Genomic DNA, 17,198 nt, shown 5'->3' on the forward strand with positions numbered 1-17,198 from the left:
TGTTTGATAAGTTTTCAACAGGTAATTTTTATCTTAGGGAATGGGGAACAGGGAACACCGGAACAGGGAATAGGGAATGGGGAATAGGGAATGGGGAATAGGGAATGGGGAATAGGGAATAGGGAATGGGGGACACACCGAAACAATAAAATCCAGTCCCCTCCCCTTACAAGGGGAGGGTTAGGGTGGGGTCAAGCAATACTTGATACACTAATCATGACTTGACAAACATCCTCTTAGAAAATCAAAAATCTCTCACTCATTCTTAACTATTAGCCAGGTTCAAGAAAATTAACGGCTGAAATGGATTTAGCATATTAATCAAACACCTCAAAGCCTTATACAGCAAGCGACCGAGGTTCAAAAAATTAGAATAGCTATTTCAGCTATTGTGATTGAACTTCGGTAGTAGTTAACTGGTGCATTAAAACAGCCCTTAGGCGATGTTAAAGGCGATCGCTGCTGCTCTTAACCCCCAACCAGTCAACCATCAACCGTCAACCGTTTTCAGACTGGGGTTTCTCACCCCTGGCTTTTCTGACACTGACTTAGACTAAATAACTGGTATTGGGAACGATGGGAAAGAAGGCGTATTCATACCAAGCAGTCCAGATAAAACTTCTAATCCATCTGTGATATTTCTCAGCACTGATTTTATAGTTAAATTCTCCCTCAGAGATATCAATGGAAGATAGATGAGAATTACAACCGCAACCATGATGATAGGTAAAACCATATTTAGAGGCGATGCTTTGCACTTTCATTTGCACAGCAAAAACTTTACCCGCGTGTAAGACAGCATCCCAAGAGCGTTTGTGTGCGATATCTCTTTGATCAAAGCGTAAAGCTCGTTCTTCAAATATATGATCTCGGTAAATTGGCGCGAGGTGGACATGATAGAAACTAGCGGGTAGTTCGTAGCCAAACTCATCAAACAGTTCTATACCTATGAGTGCGACTTTCACCTCATCCGCGGATTCTCTACCCTGGGATTTTACNACAATATGCTCAGAGTTTAGGTATCCCCTGTTATCAAGAAATTGAGGAATTACCACATTGTGATTTTGTGATTGATGGATTGTTTGGGTTTGGGTTAGAAAAACCAATTACTGATTCCCTGGCCTGGGCGATTAATCGCTTTAATCAATGGGAGCAGCCGATTTTGAGTATTGATATTCCTTCGGGTATACATACTGATACTGGTGAAGTTTTAGGCGCTGCTATTCGGGCGACTCAGACATTTTGTCTGGGTTTGTGGAAGTTGGCTTTTTTCCAAGACCAAGCTTTAGAATATATTGGCAAAGCTGAGTTAATTGATTTTGATATTCCTGGGGTGGATGTGCAAGCTGTTTTAGGGACTTTACCCGCAATTAAACGCATGACCCGAACTCAGGCTTTGTCAACTTTACCCTTACCACGTTCACCAGTTACCCATAAGTATCAAGCTGGTCATTTACTGCTGATTTGCGGTTCCCGTCGCTATGCAGGGGGAGCAATTTTAACGGCTCTGGGTGGACGTGCTAGTGGTGTGGGTATGCTTTCGGTGGCTGTACCGGAGTCTTTAAAGCCGCTGTTGGTGTCCCATTTACCGGAGGCTTTAATTATTGGCTGTCCAGAGACACAAACCGGAGCGATAGAGTATTTACAATTACCGGAAAAAACTGATTTAAGTTCCTTTAGTGCGATCGCCTGTGGTCCTGGTTTAACTTTAGATGCCACTGCCATTGTCCAGGAGGTGATGGCTAGCGATCGCCCCTTAGTTTTAGATGCAGACGGTTTAAATATTTTAGCACAGATGGGAACCATCCCCACATTACAAAAACGTCAAGGGGCGACGGTTCTTACACCCCACACCGGGGAATTTGTGCGTTTATTTCCCCATCTTCCCGACCCCAAGCAAGATAGAATTCAAGCAGTGCAAGCAGCGGCCGCAGCCAGTGGGGCGATCGTCTTATTAAAAGGTGCCAGAACTGCCATATCCCACCCCCAGGGGAGAATTTGGATTAATCCTAATAGTACCCCAGCTTTAGCCAGGGGTGGTAGTGGGGATGTTTTGACGGGGTTGATCGGGGGACTCTGGGCACAAACTGGGAGTAAAGGAATACCTGTAGAGGATATTGTGGCTACTGGGGCTTGGTGGCACGCTCAAGCCGGGATTTTAGCCGCCCAAGAGCGGACAGAACTAGGTGTAGATGCTTTTACCTTGACAGAATATCTGATGAAAGTTATTTCAGAATGGGTGACCTGAGATTCGAACTCAGAACCAGCGGATTAAGAGTCCGATGCTCTACCGTTGAGCTAGTCACCCATAGCATGGACTATTATATCATATTTTTGATAAATTGGCAAGCCTACTAACCAATGGGATGATTTCCCGGGTTGACAGCGTGAATTTGTTCACTCCCAGACTGGGGTCTACCTCGTTTGTAGCGAGCAGCTTCTGGTTTACCCCATCCTAGTTGTAGAATCATTTCCAAAAAGTGAGAATTTTCCCACTTCCATAAACTCGCCCATTCTGTGGTTTGGGCAATTCGCTCTACATCAGAGTGGTAAATTTGCTGGTGTTGTTTACCGTTGTTAAAGCTCAAGTATAAATCCATTCCTGCGGTTACTTCCTGCCAAAATTCCCATATAGAATTTTTATGGGATCTAATGATTTCTAGGTCGCTGTTGAGGGAAATTAATTCCGGGTCAACTTCGGGATAATGTAAACTTTTAGCTTTAACTGTGATTTCTCGCCAAACTATACCAGATACTTGATTTTCCCGTTGATATGCGTGAATGGCGGCTTTAAAATCTTGATAGGCGCTAAACTTTTGTAACCCATCAGTTTTGATAAACTGGTCAATGATAGGATTACCAGAAACCGTCACCTCTAGTTTAAGGCGTTTCCCTGAGAGACAGGCTTGACGTTCGTCAGCCAAGATTTTGATTAGTTCCTCGGTAGTATAAACCTTTGACATCAAAACACACTCTAGTAATCATTAGCCATTGGCTGTGAACTATGGACTAGGGATTTACTTAACTCCCATTTGGTGATCAATGGTAGATGTTTGAGGTTGACGCTTCTGCTCTCAAGAAACAATAGTGATGATGTTGTTAATATTTATATTACCTTTATAATATCCCTTTTCCTCCTTGGGAATGCAGTATCAGGTAAAACTAAATTAAATTAGGGTAGACCTGAGTCCACCCTAAAGGTTATTGTGCTAACTCACCACTCACCTCGTTGAGTGCACGTCGTTGCAATGTTACTGATTCAGTCCTGGGTAATAAATTAAATACTTCCCTAAATTTGTCGTCGATTTCTTCGTAAGGGACTTGACCGGTTTTATTTAAAACTACTTCCCCTGATTGATTGAAAACCACAACTTGGGGAACAGAACCAGAATAGTAGTATCCTGGTTCTGTGGGTTCATAGCTGGATTTGACAGGTATGGTATCTACACTGATGGGGATAATTTCCGCAGCCCGCCCGTAGAATTCCTGAACTGTGGATATGGAGATGGCATATTGTTTACAATCTCTGCTGTCATCAATGTAAAAGGCTAAAAATACCGGTTTATGTTCTTCTAAAGATTTGGCTAAAGTTTGTCTGGGGGGAACCAGTGAACCGTTACCAGCATAAACCACGAAAATGTTACCATCATAAACATCATCATTGAGTCCGGCAAATGCAGGTTGTATATTGATTATTAATAGACAAGCAAGCAAGAAGAGGCATTTTTTCAGTAAAAAAAGAAGCTTTATGCTTTTCATCCCAGAGCACCTTACAATTAGTTTTTGTCGGTTTGTGCGGAATTAGTCCAACTGAACTGGATATATAATTACATTTACGCACTATTTTCTAAAATAACAGCCAGAGTTAGGTTACGGATGTGGGAAATAAAATTAAACTCATAGATAGACTGCGACTGGGTTTGGCGGTGTCGGTAGCTAAAGGTGTAACTTTGATAGTGCGATCGCTGGGTCTGGGTGCTGCTAGTGTATTACCAGGGTCTATTGCGCGTCGGATTGAACCGCGGTTGTTGCGGTTGTTGAGTCAGCAAGTTAAAAATGGTATAATTCTCATTGCTGGTACTAATGGCAAAACTACCACAGCCCTGCTTTTATGTAGTATTTTAAAACGCCAAGGTTACCGCATTGCCCATAATTCCACAGGTGCAAACTTGGAAAATGGCTTGATGACGGCGTTGATAGAAAATGCTGACTTTCTGGGAAGGCTAGATGTTGACTATGGGATTCTAGAAGTAGATGAGAATATTGTACCCAAGGTTTTAAAGCCCCTCCAACCGAGAATCATTCTGTGTTTAAACCTATTCCGTGACCAACTGGATAGGTATGGGGAAGTAGACACTATTAGTAAGCGCTGGACAAAGGTAATTTCTACCCTCCCTCTGGAAACGGTGGTAATTCCCAATGCTGATGACCCAACTTTATCTTATCTGGGGCAGCAACTACCCCAAAAGGTGTTATTCTTTGGGATGAATGAACCAGAACAGTATTTAGAAGCTATTCCCCACGCTGTGGATTCTATTTATTGTCCTAGTTGTGGACACTCTCTAGATTATCAAGGTGTGTATTTGTCCCATTTGGGAGATTTCACTTGTCCCCAATGTGGTTTTAGTAAAAGTCAACCCAGTCTAGAAAGCAGTGAATGGTCACAGATTTTAGTGGGTTTATATAATAAATACAATACCCTAGCGGCTGTGACGGCGGCGCGAGAGTTGGGGGTTGATGAAGGGATAATTAAAGAAACTATCGATAATTTTCAAGCTGCTTTTGGTCGGGCGGAAGATTTAGTATTTAATAATAAACGGGTGCGGATTTTGTTATCTAAAAACCCGGTGGGGACTAATGAAACAATTCGGGTTGTTACCCAAAGCCATGATAGCACCACCTTATTAGTGTTAAATGATCGCACCCCTGATGGTACTGATGTATCTTGGATTTGGGATGTAGATACAGAAAAACTAGTGGAAAGGGGGGGAACTTTAGTAGTCAGTGGCGATCGCGTCTATGACATGGCCTTACGTCTGCGCTACAGTCAGGAGTTGAACCAGAGTAACTTAAATTTAATTATCAAGGAAGATTTGGCTGAGGCGATCGCCACGGCGTTACAACACACCCCAGACAATGAAACCCTGCATATTCTCCCGACTTATTCGGCTATGTTAGAAGTCAGAGAGATTCTCACCGGGAGGAAAATTCTCTAAGCTTTTGGACTGTATTGGTACTTTGAGAATTAATACTTAGTCACCCGTAAGCGGTCAACAAAACAGCGATCGCACCAGTATCAGTATAGTAATGAATTCCTAAGACTGATCGCTGCAACAAAAGCCATGAGTGTCCCCAATGGGATGGGGACTTCTTCTGAGTTTGTTCTTCAGGTTAAGCTTGAGATTGCATTTCTTTTGGCTTCCAACAAAGCAAAATCTTTTTTCTTTGTGCCGCCATCATATTTCCAAGCGTATCCCTCTTCGATCATACGATCATTAAGACATACACCATCAACATATAATCTGCCAAGAATTCTGCCATATTTCTCGGTGCTATCTGGAAGTTCTGTTTTGATCAGGATTTCTTTTTTACCATCTAAATTCTTCTGAAGCCATTGTTTGACTTCAAGACCAAGTTTCTTTTCATAGGTATTACTTGTCCTGCATTCTGGGGTATCGACATCAGCAAGACGAATTCGCTTAGTAAGGGAGATATTAAAACCAAGATCAATATCAGCGTCAATGGTGTCGCCATCTACAACTTTGTGAACTGATCTGATTTTATAAACGTAGGGATCTTTGTCAGCCATATGATTAGAAGAGTTTAAACTTCTGTCTATTTAGTTTGGGAATGTTTCCATGTAATTGGTGTCCCCAGGACATGGGAATCCACCGATTTTAAACCCTGACAGTGTATAAGTCTAGAGGTAGTTTCTGGTAGCGTAGCTTACCATAGGCGATTATTTTGGGAATAAACTAAAGTAGTTCCCTTTGACATCAAAAATGCTATGTCTGATACAGTCTCAACTAAATACGATTTTTTACCCCGATTTTATCGGTTGTCAACCGTGAGCGTGTTGTCTAATCTGATGATTCCTCTAGCGGGGTTGGTGGATACTGCTTTTTTAGGACATTTAGCAGATATCCGTCACTTGGCTGGGGTAATTTTGGCAACTATTCTGTTTGACTACCTTTATCGAGTGTTAAAATTTATGCGGTCAAGTACCAATGCTCTGACTGCTCAAGCTGTGGGTTCAGATGAACCAAAAGCCGTATTATTGGCTGGTTTACGTAGTGCTTTGATTGCTTTGACCGTAGGGTTAGTGATTTTACTGCTGCAATACCCTATACAAAAATTTGGTTTTTTGATGTTGAATGGTTCTCCAGAAATTGAAACTTCTGGGATTGACTATTTTTATGGCAGAATTTGGGGCGCTCCTGCTGTTTTGGTCAATTTTGTCCTTTTCGGTTGGTTTTTAGGACGAGAAATGAATGATTGGGTGCTGCTGATGTCTATCGTTGGTAATGGTTCTAATGTGTTGCTTGACTATCTGATGATTTTTAAATGGGGTTGGGAAAGTATGGGTGCGGGTTTAGCAACTGCTTTAAGTCAGTATTTGGCTTTGGGAGTTGGTTTGCTGGGAGTGGGATTGAGTATTCAGTGGCAAGTGTTACCTAAAGCACTAGAAGAAATATTTGATTGGGTAGCTCTCAAGAATACTATGGCGCTAAAAAGTAATATTTTCATTCGATTTTTAGCCCTGATTTCTGCCTATGCTATCTTTACTAATTTGAGTTCCGGTATGGGAAAAACGGTTTTGGCAGAAAATGGATTAATGCTGCAAATTGCTCTTTTAAGTCAGTTTACTATCCAAGGTGTGGGAGTGACAACTCAAACCCTAATTGCTAATTTTAAAGGTAAGGAAAATCAACAACAGATGATGCCGTTGTTATTTGTGTCTCTGGTGACAGCTATAGCGATCGCTGTGACTTTTGCTTTGGTATCTACAATTTTTCCTGATCAAGTTTTTGGGTTGTTGACTAATCACCCTGAAGTTAATACTAACATTACTCAATATACAATTTGGTTGTTGCCGGTTTTAGTAATTACAGCGATCGCCTTTATTCTTGAAGGTTACTTTATCGGTTTAAAAGCTGGTGCAAGTCTAAGAAATGCTGTATTACTGGCTTTTTTCATCGGTTTTTCGCCTTTGGCGATCGCAGCTTGGTATTTCCACAACAATCATCTATTGTGGTCAACTCTTGTTTCTTACATGACAACTCTTATGGTAGTATTAGCAATACAGATACCCCAAACTTTGTATCCCCAAAACTTAGAGGTTGTTTGATAAGTTTTCAACAGGTAATTTTTATCTTAGGGAATGGGGAACAGGGAACACCGGAACAGGGAATAGGGAATGGGGAATAGGGAATGGGGAATAGGGAATGGGGAATAGGGAATGGGGAATAGGGAATAGGGAATGGGGGACACACCGAAACAATAAAATCCAGTCCCCTCCCCTTACAAGGGGAGGGTTAGGGTGGGGTCAAGCAATACTTGATACACTAATCATGACTTGACAAACATCCTCTTAGAAAATCAAAAATCTCTCACTCATTCTTAACTATTAGCCAGGTTCAAGAAAATTAACGGCTGAAATGGATTTAGCATATTAATCAAACACCTCAAAGCCTTATACAGCAAGCGACCGAGGTTCAAAAAATTAGAATAGCTATTTCAGCTATTGTGATTGAACTTCGGTAGTAGTTAACTGGTGCATTAAAACAGCCCTTAGGCGATGTTAAAGGCGATCGCTGCTGCTCTTAACCCCCAACCAGTCAACCATCAACCGTCAACCGTTTTCAGACTGGGGTTTCTCACCCCTGGCTTTTCTGACACTGACTTAGACTAAATAACTGGTATTGGGAACGATGGGAAAGAAGGCGTATTCATACCAAGCAGTCCAGATAAAACTTCTAATCCATCTGTGATATTTCTCAGCACTGATTTTATAGTTAAATTCTCCCTCAGAGATATCAATGGAAGATAGATGAGAATTACAACCGCAACCATGATGATAGGTAAAACCATATTTAGAGGCGATGCTTTGCACTTTCATTTGCACAGCAAAAACTTTACCCGCGTGTAAGACAGCATCCCAAGAGCGTTTGTGTGCGATATCTCTTTGATCAAAGCGTAAAGCTCGTTCTTCAAATATATGATCTCGGTAAATTGGCGCGAGGTGGACATGATAGAAACTAGCGGGTAGTTCGTAGCCAAACTCATCAAACAGTTCTATACCTATGAGTGCGACTTTCACCTCATCCGCGGATTCTCTACCCTGGGATTTTACATCTGCGAGAACTTGTTTAAAATCTGGATAGCTATCAATCAAGAAGTCATGACCATAAAATTCTAGGGTTTCATAACCTAGTTGACCAAATAGCTGGGAAAATGCTGATTTAAAAGGCGCTAATTCTGGACGTTCACTGAATAAGTCTACATCACCCCTCCCCAGTTTATATTGGAATAACTGAGCCATTTCTACGTAAGTCTGGGGGTTATCTAGTCCTACATTTGCGACCCCGGCGGCTATATTTTGCCATATAGGAGGTAATTGGGAAATAGCAACGGCGTTCTCTCCAGCAATGACTGGAATATTAGGAGCTGTAATAACTTGCATAAGTAATCCCGATTATAATTTATTGGCTGGAAAATTAACAAATAAATCTTTGAGATAGCTAACAACACTCTGACAGTATGGTGAATATATGACAAAAAAACTGTTACATAGAATACTAAATTCTGAGGCTTAATTCAACGCTGGCAGATTTTAGCTATGTATAATACCTGAACGTTGTCATGGTTCCCGATGTATGGAAGTAACAATGTATGTGTGTTTATGGGTGGTTAATCTGAGTCAGTTAAGCCAAATTATTAGTTATATTGGGGTAATTGAGGTTTTATGAGTTCTACTTTAGAATTAGTTATCGGCTGGTTGTATCCTCGACTTATGAGTACCTATGGCGATCGCGGTAATGTGATTACCATCGAACGTCGCGCCCAGTGGCGGGGGTATAATGTGAGGGTAGTTCCCCTAGACCAAAGTTCGACCGCTGCTGATATTCACAGTGTAGATATTATTGTTGGTGGTGGCGCACAGGACCGCCAGCAAGAAATTGTCATGCGTGATTTACAGGGCGCAAAAGCGGAGGCTATGGGTGATAAAATTAATAATGGTACACCGGGAGTATTTACCTGTGGTTCTCCCCAACTGTTGGGCAAATATTACGAACCTGCTTTAGGGAAGCGGATTGAAGGTTTAGGAATCTTTGATTTAGTCTCTGTACATCCGGGGGAAAATACTCAACGCTGTATTGGTAATTTGGTAGTTGAAGTGACAGCTTCTCGATTAGGGCGGGAATTAGCAGAGATGACCGGAACTAAACCCTATTTAGTGGGTTTTGAGAATCATGGGGGACGGACTCGCCTAGGTGAGGTGGAAGCTTTGGGGCGTGTGGTCTATGGTTTGGGTAATAATGGTGAAGATGGGACTGAGGGCGCATTTTATCAGAATGCGATCGCCACTTATTCCCACGGTCCTCTGTTACCTAAAAATCCCTTTGTCGCTGACTGGTTGATCCAAACTGCTTTGCGGCTGAAATATCAACAGGCGATCGCATTGTCTCCACTAGATGATAGTCTGGCTTTACAAGGGCGATCGGCAATGTTCAAGCGGTTAAACCTGAGTTTACCACATTCAGTTTAAGCATAGATCGAACTTCCCAACCCATCCCCAGGGATGGGTTAGGGGTGGGGTTCTTAACGTTTGGCGAATTTCTTGCTCACTTTCCGTAAACGAATTGATTCGGGTGTGACTTCCACCAATTCATCTGGACCAATGTACTCTAAAGCTCTCTCTAAGCTCATTTCTATTGGTGTTTGCAATTGTACCAGTTCATCCCCACCAGAGGCGCGGTGATTGGTTAATTGCTTGGTTTTACACACATTTAACTCTAAGTCTTGGGGACGATTATGTTCTCCAATAATCATACCTTTATAAACTTTGGTTCCGGGAGTGATAAAGAATGCGCCTCTATCTTCTGCGTTTTTCATGGCGTAGAATGTGGAAACACCTTCCTCAAATGCAATCAGAACCCCTTTGTTCCGGGCTTCAATTTCACCGGTGAGGGGACGATAATCATGGAAACTGTGGTTCATAATCCCTTCACCACGGGTTAACCGCATAAATTCACCCCGGAAACCAATTAAACCCCGGGCGGGAATGATAAACTCTAGCAGGGTGCGACCATTCCCAATCACTTGCATATCTTGCATTTCGCCTTTGCGTTGTCCTAGGCGTTCAATACAGCTACCTACTGCATCTTCGGGAACGTCCAACGCTAGGAGTTCAAAGGGTTCGCAAGGTTGACCGTTGATTTCTCGGTAAATTACCTGTGGTTGAGATACTTGGAACTCGAAACCTTCTCGGCGCATGGTTTCGATTAAAATCCCCAAGTGCAATTCACCCCGACCGGAAACTTGGAATTTATCCGGGGAGTCAGTTTCTTCTACTCGTAGGGCGACGTTAGTTTCTAATTCACGCAACAGGCGATCGCGTACTTGTCTGGATGTTACCAGTTTACCTTCTTGACCGGCAAAGGGTGAATCATTGACCCAGAAAGTCATTTGTAAAGTGGGTTCATCCACTTTAATTAAAGGTAAAGCTTGGGGTTCGTTGGGGTCTGTAATGGTCTCCCCAATATAAGCATCACCAAAACCAGATACTGCCACAATATAACCCGCGGTGGCTTCTTCCATTTCCACCCGCTTGAGTCCTTCAAATCCCATTAATTTGGTAATTTTGGACTTGACAATAGTACCATCTTCCTTTACCAAAGCCGCCTGTTGTCCAGTGCGGATAGTACCATTATGGATTCTACCAATCACAATCCGTCCCAGATATTCCGAATAATCTAGGGTGGTGACTTGCAATTGTAGAGGTTTGTTAATATCCCCTACAGGAGGTGGAACGTGTTGCAGAATGGCATTAAATAGAGGCTGCATATCTACCGCTTCCCCTTCCATGGTTTCCTTGGCGTAACCGCCCATACCGGAAGCAAATAGATAGGTAAAATCACATTGGTCTTCATCTGCACCTAATTCTAGGAACAGGTCTAAAACCTTATCTACAGCCACATGGGGATCACCCTGGGATCGGTCAATTTTGTTAATCACCACAATGGGGCGCAGTCCCTTTTCTAACGCTTTTTTCAATACAAAGCGTGTCTGGGGCATAGGACCCTCATTAGCATCTACAATTAACAAACAACCATCCACCATACCGAGTACCCGTTCCACTTCGCCGCCAAAGTCGGCGTGTCCGGGGGTATCCACAATGTTAATTAATGTCTCTTTGTAGCGAACAGCCGTATTTTTAGAGAGAATGGTAATACCCCGCTCCCGTTCTAGGGCGTTGGAGTCCATGACACAATCCGGAACGTCTTCACCTTCTCGGAAAATACCAGATTGTTTGAGGAGCGCATCAACCAGGGTAGTTTTGCCGTGGTCAACGTGGGCGATGATGGCGACGTTGCGAATTGGGAGCGTCATAGGAGCTTTTAGTGAACTCAAGAGGGGGTTTTCAGTTTTCAATGTCAATACCGAGTCGCTCTAACAGAACTATTGTTAATTAGCAACTTCTGTAAAGAACCTTTAATAATTCTAGCTTAATTGTCACAATTCCGGGGGGTTTTCTGTAAACTTCTCCAGAAATAAATATTTTCCTCCCTAGTTTATCTATCAATCGCGTCTTAATTAACACCAAATTTATTTAACTTGCAACCAGCTAAATATCTCTCTTACCTCTAACCGCCAATCTTTTAACACATCAAGCACAGGTAATATATCAGTATTGTATTTGACCTCTGGTAATTGCTGAGGTTGAAATACCATCACGGATTTATCATTAGGGTCAATAAACCAACCTAATTTAGTCCCCTGCTGCATACAAAAAATAATTTTATTAATTACCGGAACTTGGCGGGAGCGTGAAAGCCCCTGAGAAGCAGCAACGCAGTTGCGTACTTCGTGCTTTAGACAGGGGATGAAACGCGACTTGGCAGGCTTCAGTCTGCTGTGTCCCCTTCGAGTTTTAGGCTATCAATCCAATCTTCAATCAAAGCAGTGATGGTTTTATCCTTCTGAGCAGCATATAAATAAAGTTTATTTCTTCTCCGCTCAGATAGACGTATTGTTAATGTTTTTCCCTTCATAAGTGACATACATTGTTAGTATTTAATGTTAGTATATATCAAGGAGGTGAAAACAATGTATGGATGTCAGCAAAACTTAGTTAACCCAGATAATGAACTTAGAGCAGTCCTTGAGTTTATTTGCTCAGAGTCCCATAAACTGACAAATTGTGGTATCTACTACGCTCGTCAGTTATATTTCAAAACTAGGAAGTTGATTGGTAAGTATGATCTAGAGAAAGTGTATAAAACCAATAAACACTATCAAGTTTTGTACTCTCAAGCAGCACAACAAATTTTGAGGTCTGTAGCAGAATCATTTAAGTCTTATAAAGAATTAGATAAGAGGTACAGCAAAGGTGAATTGCATTTTAAGCCCAAGCTACCGAAATATCGTAAAGGTGTAGGGTATGCACTCGTGACTTATCCCAAGCAAGCATTGAAACTTGTTGGTGATCATATAAAAATACCGCTGGGTAGTACTGTTAAACGTTGGTTTAAACTTGATAGTTTCTTGCTGCCGATGCCTTCAAACCTAAAGTTTGCAGATATTAAGGAATTAAGAATACTACCAAGAAACCGATGCTTTTATGCTGAATTTGTCTATGAGCAAAAGTCATCACCAAAAATTAATTTTAATCCCCAGTATGCTCTAGCTATTGACCCCGGCATCAACAACTGGTTAAGCTGTGTTTCTAATACTGGAACTAGTTTTATTGTTGATGGACGCAAAATTAAATCTCTTAACCAATGGTATAACAAGCGTATTGCGACCTTAAAGGAAGGTAAACCACAAGGATACTGGGATGAACAACTAGCCCATATCACAGAAAAGCGTAACCGACAAGTGAGAGATGCTGTAAATAAAGCAGCTAGATTAGTTGTTGACTACTGCATTAAATACAAAATTGGTACAGTTGTTTTTGGGTGGAATCAAGGACAGAGACAAGAAGCAAAGTTGGGTAAAACAACTCAATCTTTTGTACAAATACCAACAGCTAAATTAAAGGAACGAGTTAAACAACTGTGCGAATACTACAGCATCAAATTTGTTGAAACTGAAGAGTCCTACACCAGTAAAGCTAGTTTTTTAGATGGTGACTTTCTACCTATTTTCGGCGCAAAACCTGAAGGGTGGACACCAAGTGGAAAACGAGTAAAACGTGGAATTTATTGCACTGGTGCAGGTAAATTAATCAACGCTGATTTGAATGGTGCTGCGAATATTCTTCGCAAAGTAGAGACACAACTAGATTTAAATCTGGTCAAGGTCTGTAGGCGAGTTTTGACCCTCGCTACCAGATATCGCATCTGGGAAACCAAAACTAAAAAGCGGAGGGAAGCGGCTTTAGCCCTTCTTGTAGCAACAGTTTAGAATCCCCGTCCATTTATGGCGGGGAGAGGTCAACTGGTAAACCCCACTACATAGCAAGGTCATAAATTTTCTGTTTTAATTCTTGCAAAATTTGTAAATAATTCTGCTTACCGCCAAAAATATTAATGATCTCTAAGGGAGTACCTAAATCACTGATTGGTTTAACTTTCAACACATCCAGAGTTTCAATATCCTCAACTCCCCGATCAGCGTACTTATCTAACAAAGCATTTAAAACCATTCTGGCTTGTTCCCCATACCTGCTAAAGTAGTTACCCTTGCGGACATTGTTCGCTCTTTCCTTGCGTGTCAGTGGTGGTTGGTCAAAGACCACATGACAAATTAAATCTAAGGGGTCAAAATCCTGACCAATCTCTTTTTCTAAGGCTTCCCAAAGTACACCCAATTCTTGTAACTCCTGAATAATCGCCTGTTTCTGCTGACTAGAGCGCCATTTTTTTAAGAAAACATCTAATGAGGCGTACTCCTGAGTTACTGTTTTGCGAGTATAATCTTTAATTGATTCTGTAATTAGCTTACCGTCTTTACCGTAGTATTGCTCTCTAATCACAGCAACGGCGACTTCTTCATCTGCAACTACATACTTTTGTCGCTTCTGCTTGGGGATAATTTCACCATCATCTATGATTTGCTCATCATCCCCATGATCAGGGGGATTAATTGGGTCACCGGATTTGGGTTGATAAATTTGTACAGGTTCACCATCAAAGTCAGGGTCAGCAAATAACTGGGTTGCTTTCTTAAAATCTATAATGGTGAAGAACATTTTACCGTAGTCTTCATCAATGCGAGTTCCCCGCCCAACAATCTGCTTAAATTTAGTCATAGACAGGATGCGCTGATCTAAAACAATCAACTTGCAAGTTTTAGCATCAACACCGGTGGTGAGTAACTCAGAGGTGGTAACAATGGTGGGATATTTACTTTCTGGGTTGATAAAATTATCTAATTCTGCCTTACCTTGAGCATCATCCCCAGTAATTCGCATAATGTAGCGACTATTCTCGGCGACTAAATCAGTATTTTCATTCACCAATGCTACCCGCATCCGTTCCGCGTGGTCCGTGGTTTCACAAAAAATGATAGTTTTGGCAAAGCGATCGCTGGATTTGAGATAATCAGAAATTATCCGCCCTACTAACTCAGTGCGCTTCTCTAACACCAGGGTTTTATCAAAATCTTGCTGATTAAATATCTGGTCGGGAATTTCTTTACCGTATTTATCCCGTTGTCCTGGTTGCGGTTTCCATCCACTCAAGTCTAGATCAAAATCAATGCGAATTACTTTATAAGGAGCTAAAAAGCCATCTTCAATCCCTTGTTTCAGGGAATAGGTAAAAACTGGGTCACCAAAATAATCAATATTAGAAACTTCCACTGTTTCCCTGGGGGTAGCTGTCAAGCCAATCTGGGTAGCGTTGCTAAAATAGGTTAAAATATCTCGCCATGCTGAATCCTCATTGGCGCTTCCCCGATGACACTCATCTATTATAATTAGGTCAAAAAAATCTGGAGAAAATTGGCGATAAATGTTTTTCGCTGCTTCATTTCCCGTCACTGCTTGATATAGGGAAAGATAAATTTCGTAGGATTTATCTACCTGTCGCTGCTTAATTTTCGTCATTTTTGAGCCAAAGGGTTTAAAATCATTGACTCTAGTTTGATCAATTAAAATGTTGCGGTCTGCTAAAAACAGAATACGCTTTTTTGCTCCCGACTTCCACAACCGCCAAATAATTTGAAAAGCTGTAAAAGTTTTACCTGTACCCGTGGCCATGACTAACAAAATCCGGTTTTGTCCTTTGGCGATCGCCTCAATTGTGCGGTTAATAGCAATCTGTTGATAATAGCGGGGTTGTTTTTGATCAGGACTGGGGTAGTAATCTTGGGAAATAATCCCCTGAATTTCCCAGTCAATCCCCTTCCAATTACAGTATTTTTGCCAAAGGTCTTGCGGTGTGGGGAACTGGTCAAGGGGTATTTCTCGCTCTCGCTGTCCCTGGGTCGTAGTGCGATCGCACATCATAAAAGCGTCCCCATTAGAACTAAAGATGAATGGGACATCAATTAATTCACCAGTGGCGATCGCCTGTTGCATTCCCGCGCTAACACTGTGATTATTATCCTTAGCCTCAATCACAGCTAGTGGTACACCGGGTTTGTAATACAGCACATAATCTGCGCGTTTTTGTTTACCGCGAATAGCAAGCTTACCCTTAACAATCACCCTCCCCTTTGTCAGCGTTACTTCCTCTCGAATCTGAGTATTGATATTCCATCCCTGATTCACTAAAGCTGGTGTGATGTACTTTGTACAGATATCACGCTCACTTAAAGATTTCTTATCAATAGCTTCTGACATAAAAGGTTCGCTGAAACTCTAGGTGTGTCAACACAAAAATACACAACCTCAGTATACAAGATTGGGTATGTCACCTTGATGCAATATTTCCACCAATATTTCCACCATTATTCCAACCACAACCGCTCACCCTCTCCTAATTGAACCGAAGACTGGGGGAGACCAAGATTTGATTAACGGTAATGTTTACATCTGGTAGGGCGAGAATTGTTAAATTTTGACCAGCGGTGAATTTTCGCCTCAGCTGATAACCTGTATCTGTGGGTTGTTGATAAACTTCGACAGTTTGTGAGTTAATATCTACTAACCAAACTTCCATGATCTTTGCTTGTGCATATAAGGGGATTTTCTCCTCTCGGTCATACATGAGAGTGGAATCACTCACCTCAATTAACAAAAAAATATCCTCAGATTGGGGGTGTGCGGTTTCATAAAAATCATCTCGGTGTTTGAGTAATGCCACATCTGGCTGAGGTTCTGAGTTATTATTTAATACAACGGGATTTTGAGCAGCAACTATCACCTGTTTCCCTAACAACTGCACCAACAAATTCACTAGTCGATTTACACAAGCTGCGTGTTTTGTCCCAATGGGCGACATCTCCAGAATTTCTCCCCGGATCAGTTCTACTCGGTCATTCTCTGTGAGAATTTCCGACTCAACCATTTTGTGATATTCCTCAACTGTAAATTTCCGTCTTAGCAATTGCACAGACATGATTACCTCGGCTTTTTCGCCAGAAGATGATTAACAAATAAATGTAACAAAATCATATAAATATGGAGCTAAGCGGATTCGAACCGCTGACCCCCTCAATGCCATTGAGATGCGCTACCAACTGCGCTATAGCCCCGAGTCATGCTTTATTATAATCCCTGAAGATTTGAGTTTTGTCAAGGTGGATTTATGATTAATCTCTAATTCTTCAGGATATTTTAAGACAATTGTAACAAATATGTCATACAATGCCCCATCAGAAAATAAACAACTAACATAGCCGCCGCCGCCATGGCTACCAGACCACCAGCCAGCATTAAGGAAAACTCTTTATGCTGTACGGCTTTTTCCATCAGATGCAGGGACCACGCTACTAGTGCGATGTCAAATAATAAAATCACAACCAACATAATATTTCTTCATATTTATTCATACTTATACACCAATCTTAACACTATTTCAGGTAAC

General features: G+C 41.6%; 13 protein-coding genes, 2 tRNA genes and 3 pseudogenes. 5 read left to right on the top strand and 13 right to left on the bottom strand.

All coding sequences use genetic code 11. The annotated features are described in order from the left end of the window. Positions 1 to 548: 548 nt before the first annotated feature. Positions 549 to 998: pseudogene (locus IM676_RS00005) on the bottom strand (hypothetical protein); the annotation flags it as partial. 2 nt (positions 999 to 1,000) lie between these two features. On the opposite strand from IM676_RS00005, the pseudogene IM676_RS00010 reads away from it, so the two are divergent. Beyond that, a pseudogene (locus tag IM676_RS00010) lies at positions 1,001 to 2,248 on the top strand (NAD(P)H-hydrate dehydratase); the annotation flags it as partial. On the opposite strand, the gene IM676_RS00015 reads toward IM676_RS00010, so the two are convergent. The 3 genes from IM676_RS00015 to IM676_RS00025 form a co-directional block, all read right to left on the bottom strand. Further along, positions 2,237 to 2,308 (bottom strand) — tRNA-Lys (locus IM676_RS00015). The pseudogene IM676_RS00010 and the gene IM676_RS00015 sit on opposite strands and share 12 nt — an antisense overlap. 46 nt (positions 2,309 to 2,354) lie before the next feature. Next, the gene (locus IM676_RS00020) at positions 2,355 to 2,963 is read right to left on the bottom strand and encodes a hypothetical protein (protein ID WP_200988417.1); all 609 of its coding nucleotides are present in this window, start codon (positions 2,961 to 2,963) and stop codon (positions 2,355 to 2,357) included. Positions 2,964 to 3,201: 238 nt separating this feature from the next. Next, positions 3,202 to 3,759 (bottom strand): thylakoid membrane photosystem I accumulation factor, encoded by a 558-nt coding sequence (locus IM676_RS00025; protein ID WP_200988418.1) that lies wholly within the window; start codon positions 3,757 to 3,759, stop codon positions 3,202 to 3,204. Between the two features lie 119 nt (positions 3,760 to 3,878). Between IM676_RS00025 and IM676_RS00030 the strand changes: the two genes are divergently transcribed. Beyond that, positions 3,879 to 5,216: a Mur ligase family protein gene (locus IM676_RS00030; protein WP_200988419.1), complete on the top strand. Its 1,338-nt coding sequence runs from the start codon at positions 3,879 to 3,881 to the stop codon at positions 5,214 to 5,216. A 170-nt stretch (positions 5,217 to 5,386) separates the two neighbouring features. On the opposite strand, the gene IM676_RS00035 is transcribed toward IM676_RS00030, so the two are convergent. Beyond that, positions 5,387 to 5,809, bottom strand: coding sequence for a thermonuclease family protein (locus IM676_RS00035; RefSeq protein ID WP_200988420.1), 423 nt, complete (start codon positions 5,807 to 5,809; stop codon positions 5,387 to 5,389). A 198-nt stretch (positions 5,810 to 6,007) separates the two neighbouring features. Between IM676_RS00035 and gntT the strand changes: the two genes are divergently transcribed. Next, positions 6,008 to 7,348: a guanitoxin biosynthesis MATE family efflux transporter GntT gene (gntT, locus tag IM676_RS00040; protein ID WP_200988421.1), complete on the top strand. Its 1,341-nt coding sequence runs from the start codon at positions 6,008 to 6,010 to the stop codon at positions 7,346 to 7,348. Between the two features lie 555 nt (positions 7,349 to 7,903). Here the strand turns inward: gntT and IM676_RS00045 are convergent. After that, positions 7,904 to 8,683 carry a hypothetical protein gene (locus IM676_RS00045; protein ID WP_200988422.1) on the bottom strand — a complete coding sequence of 260 codons (780 nt, stop codon included), beginning with the start codon at positions 8,681 to 8,683 and terminating at the stop codon, positions 7,904 to 7,906. Positions 8,684 to 8,965: 282 nt separating this feature from the next. Between IM676_RS00045 and IM676_RS00050 the strand changes: the two genes are divergently transcribed. Next, positions 8,966 to 9,769: a type 1 glutamine amidotransferase gene (locus IM676_RS00050; protein WP_200986763.1), complete on the top strand. Its 804-nt coding sequence runs from the start codon at positions 8,966 to 8,968 to the stop codon at positions 9,767 to 9,769. Positions 9,770 to 9,822: 53 nt separating this feature from the next. On the opposite strand, the gene typA is transcribed toward IM676_RS00050, so the two are convergent. The 3 genes and pseudogenes from typA to IM676_RS00065 all read right to left on the bottom strand — a co-directional run bounded on the left by typA (position 9,823) and on the right by IM676_RS00065 (position 12,275). Next, entirely contained in the window at positions 9,823 to 11,613 is a 1,791-nt protein-coding gene (gene typA, locus IM676_RS00055) for a translational GTPase TypA (protein ID WP_200986764.1), read from the bottom strand. A gap of 216 nt (positions 11,614 to 11,829) precedes the next feature. Next, positions 11,830 to 12,033: pseudogene (locus IM676_RS00060) on the bottom strand (Uma2 family endonuclease); the annotation flags it as partial. A 95-nt stretch (positions 12,034 to 12,128) separates the two neighbouring features. After that, positions 12,129 to 12,275, bottom strand: coding sequence for a hypothetical protein (locus IM676_RS00065; RefSeq protein ID WP_200987268.1), 147 nt, complete (start codon positions 12,273 to 12,275; stop codon positions 12,129 to 12,131). A 25-nt stretch (positions 12,276 to 12,300) separates the two neighbouring features. On the opposite strand from IM676_RS00065, the gene IM676_RS00070 reads away from it, so the two are divergent. Beyond that, on the top strand, positions 12,301 to 13,629 hold the full coding sequence (locus IM676_RS00070; protein ID WP_225880415.1) for an RNA-guided endonuclease InsQ/TnpB family protein: 1,329 nt from the start codon (positions 12,301 to 12,303) through the stop codon (positions 13,627 to 13,629). 46 nt (positions 13,630 to 13,675) lie between these two features. On the opposite strand, the gene hsdR is transcribed toward IM676_RS00070, so the two are convergent. The 4 genes from hsdR to IM676_RS00090 form a co-directional block, all read right to left on the bottom strand. After that, on the bottom strand, positions 13,676 to 16,012 hold the full coding sequence (gene hsdR / locus IM676_RS00075; RefSeq protein WP_200988424.1) for an EcoAI/FtnUII family type I restriction enzme subunit R: 2,337 nt from the start codon (positions 16,010 to 16,012) through the stop codon (positions 13,676 to 13,678). Positions 16,013 to 16,148: 136 nt separating this feature from the next. Then, entirely contained in the window at positions 16,149 to 16,730 is a 582-nt protein-coding gene (locus IM676_RS00080) for a Uma2 family endonuclease (RefSeq protein ID WP_200988425.1), read from the bottom strand. A 63-nt stretch (positions 16,731 to 16,793) separates the two neighbouring features. Beyond that, positions 16,794 to 16,866 (bottom strand) — tRNA-Ala (locus IM676_RS00085). Between the two features lie 82 nt (positions 16,867 to 16,948). After that, the gene (locus IM676_RS00090; RefSeq protein ID WP_200988426.1) at positions 16,949 to 17,140 is read right to left on the bottom strand and encodes a hypothetical protein; all 192 of its coding nucleotides are present in this window, start codon (positions 17,138 to 17,140) and stop codon (positions 16,949 to 16,951) included. Positions 17,141 to 17,198 lie beyond the last annotated feature (58 nt).

The organism is Anabaenopsis elenkinii CCIBt3563, assembly GCF_015245355.1.
In the GTDB taxonomy this organism is placed as follows: Bacteria; Cyanobacteriota; Cyanobacteriia; order Cyanobacteriales; family Nostocaceae; genus Anabaenopsis; species Anabaenopsis elenkinii.

Coding starts and splice junctions, on each gene's coding strand:
- IM676_RS00090 (WP_200988426.1), bottom strand. CDS start 17,140: ATGTTGGTTGTGATTTTATTATTTGACATCGCACTAGTAGCGTGGTCC.
- IM676_RS00065 (WP_200987268.1), bottom strand. CDS start 12,275: ATGAAGGGAAAAACATTAACAATACGTCTATCTGAGCGGAGAAGAAAT.
- IM676_RS00045 (WP_200988422.1), bottom strand. CDS start 8,683: ATGCAAGTTATTACAGCTCCTAATATTCCAGTCATTGCTGGAGAGAAC.
- IM676_RS00025 (WP_200988418.1), bottom strand. CDS start 3,759: ATGAAAAGCATAAAGCTTCTTTTTTTACTGAAAAAATGCCTCTTCTTG.
- IM676_RS00035 (WP_200988420.1), bottom strand. CDS start 5,809: ATGGCTGACAAAGATCCCTACGTTTATAAAATCAGATCAGTTCACAAA.
- IM676_RS00070 (WP_225880415.1), top strand. CDS start 12,301: ATGTTAGTATATATCAAGGAGGTGAAAACAATGTATGGATGTCAGCAA.
- IM676_RS00050 (WP_200986763.1), top strand. CDS start 8,966: ATGAGTTCTACTTTAGAATTAGTTATCGGCTGGTTGTATCCTCGACTT.
- IM676_RS00080 (WP_200988425.1), bottom strand. CDS start 16,730: ATGTCTGTGCAATTGCTAAGACGGAAATTTACAGTTGAGGAATATCAC.
- typA (WP_200986764.1), bottom strand. CDS start 11,613: ATGACGCTCCCAATTCGCAACGTCGCCATCATCGCCCACGTTGACCAC.
- gntT (WP_200988421.1), top strand. CDS start 6,008: ATGTCTGATACAGTCTCAACTAAATACGATTTTTTACCCCGATTTTAT.
- hsdR (WP_200988424.1), bottom strand. CDS start 16,012: ATGTCAGAAGCTATTGATAAGAAATCTTTAAGTGAGCGTGATATCTGT.
- IM676_RS00020 (WP_200988417.1), bottom strand. CDS start 2,963: ATGTCAAAGGTTTATACTACCGAGGAACTAATCAAAATCTTGGCTGAC.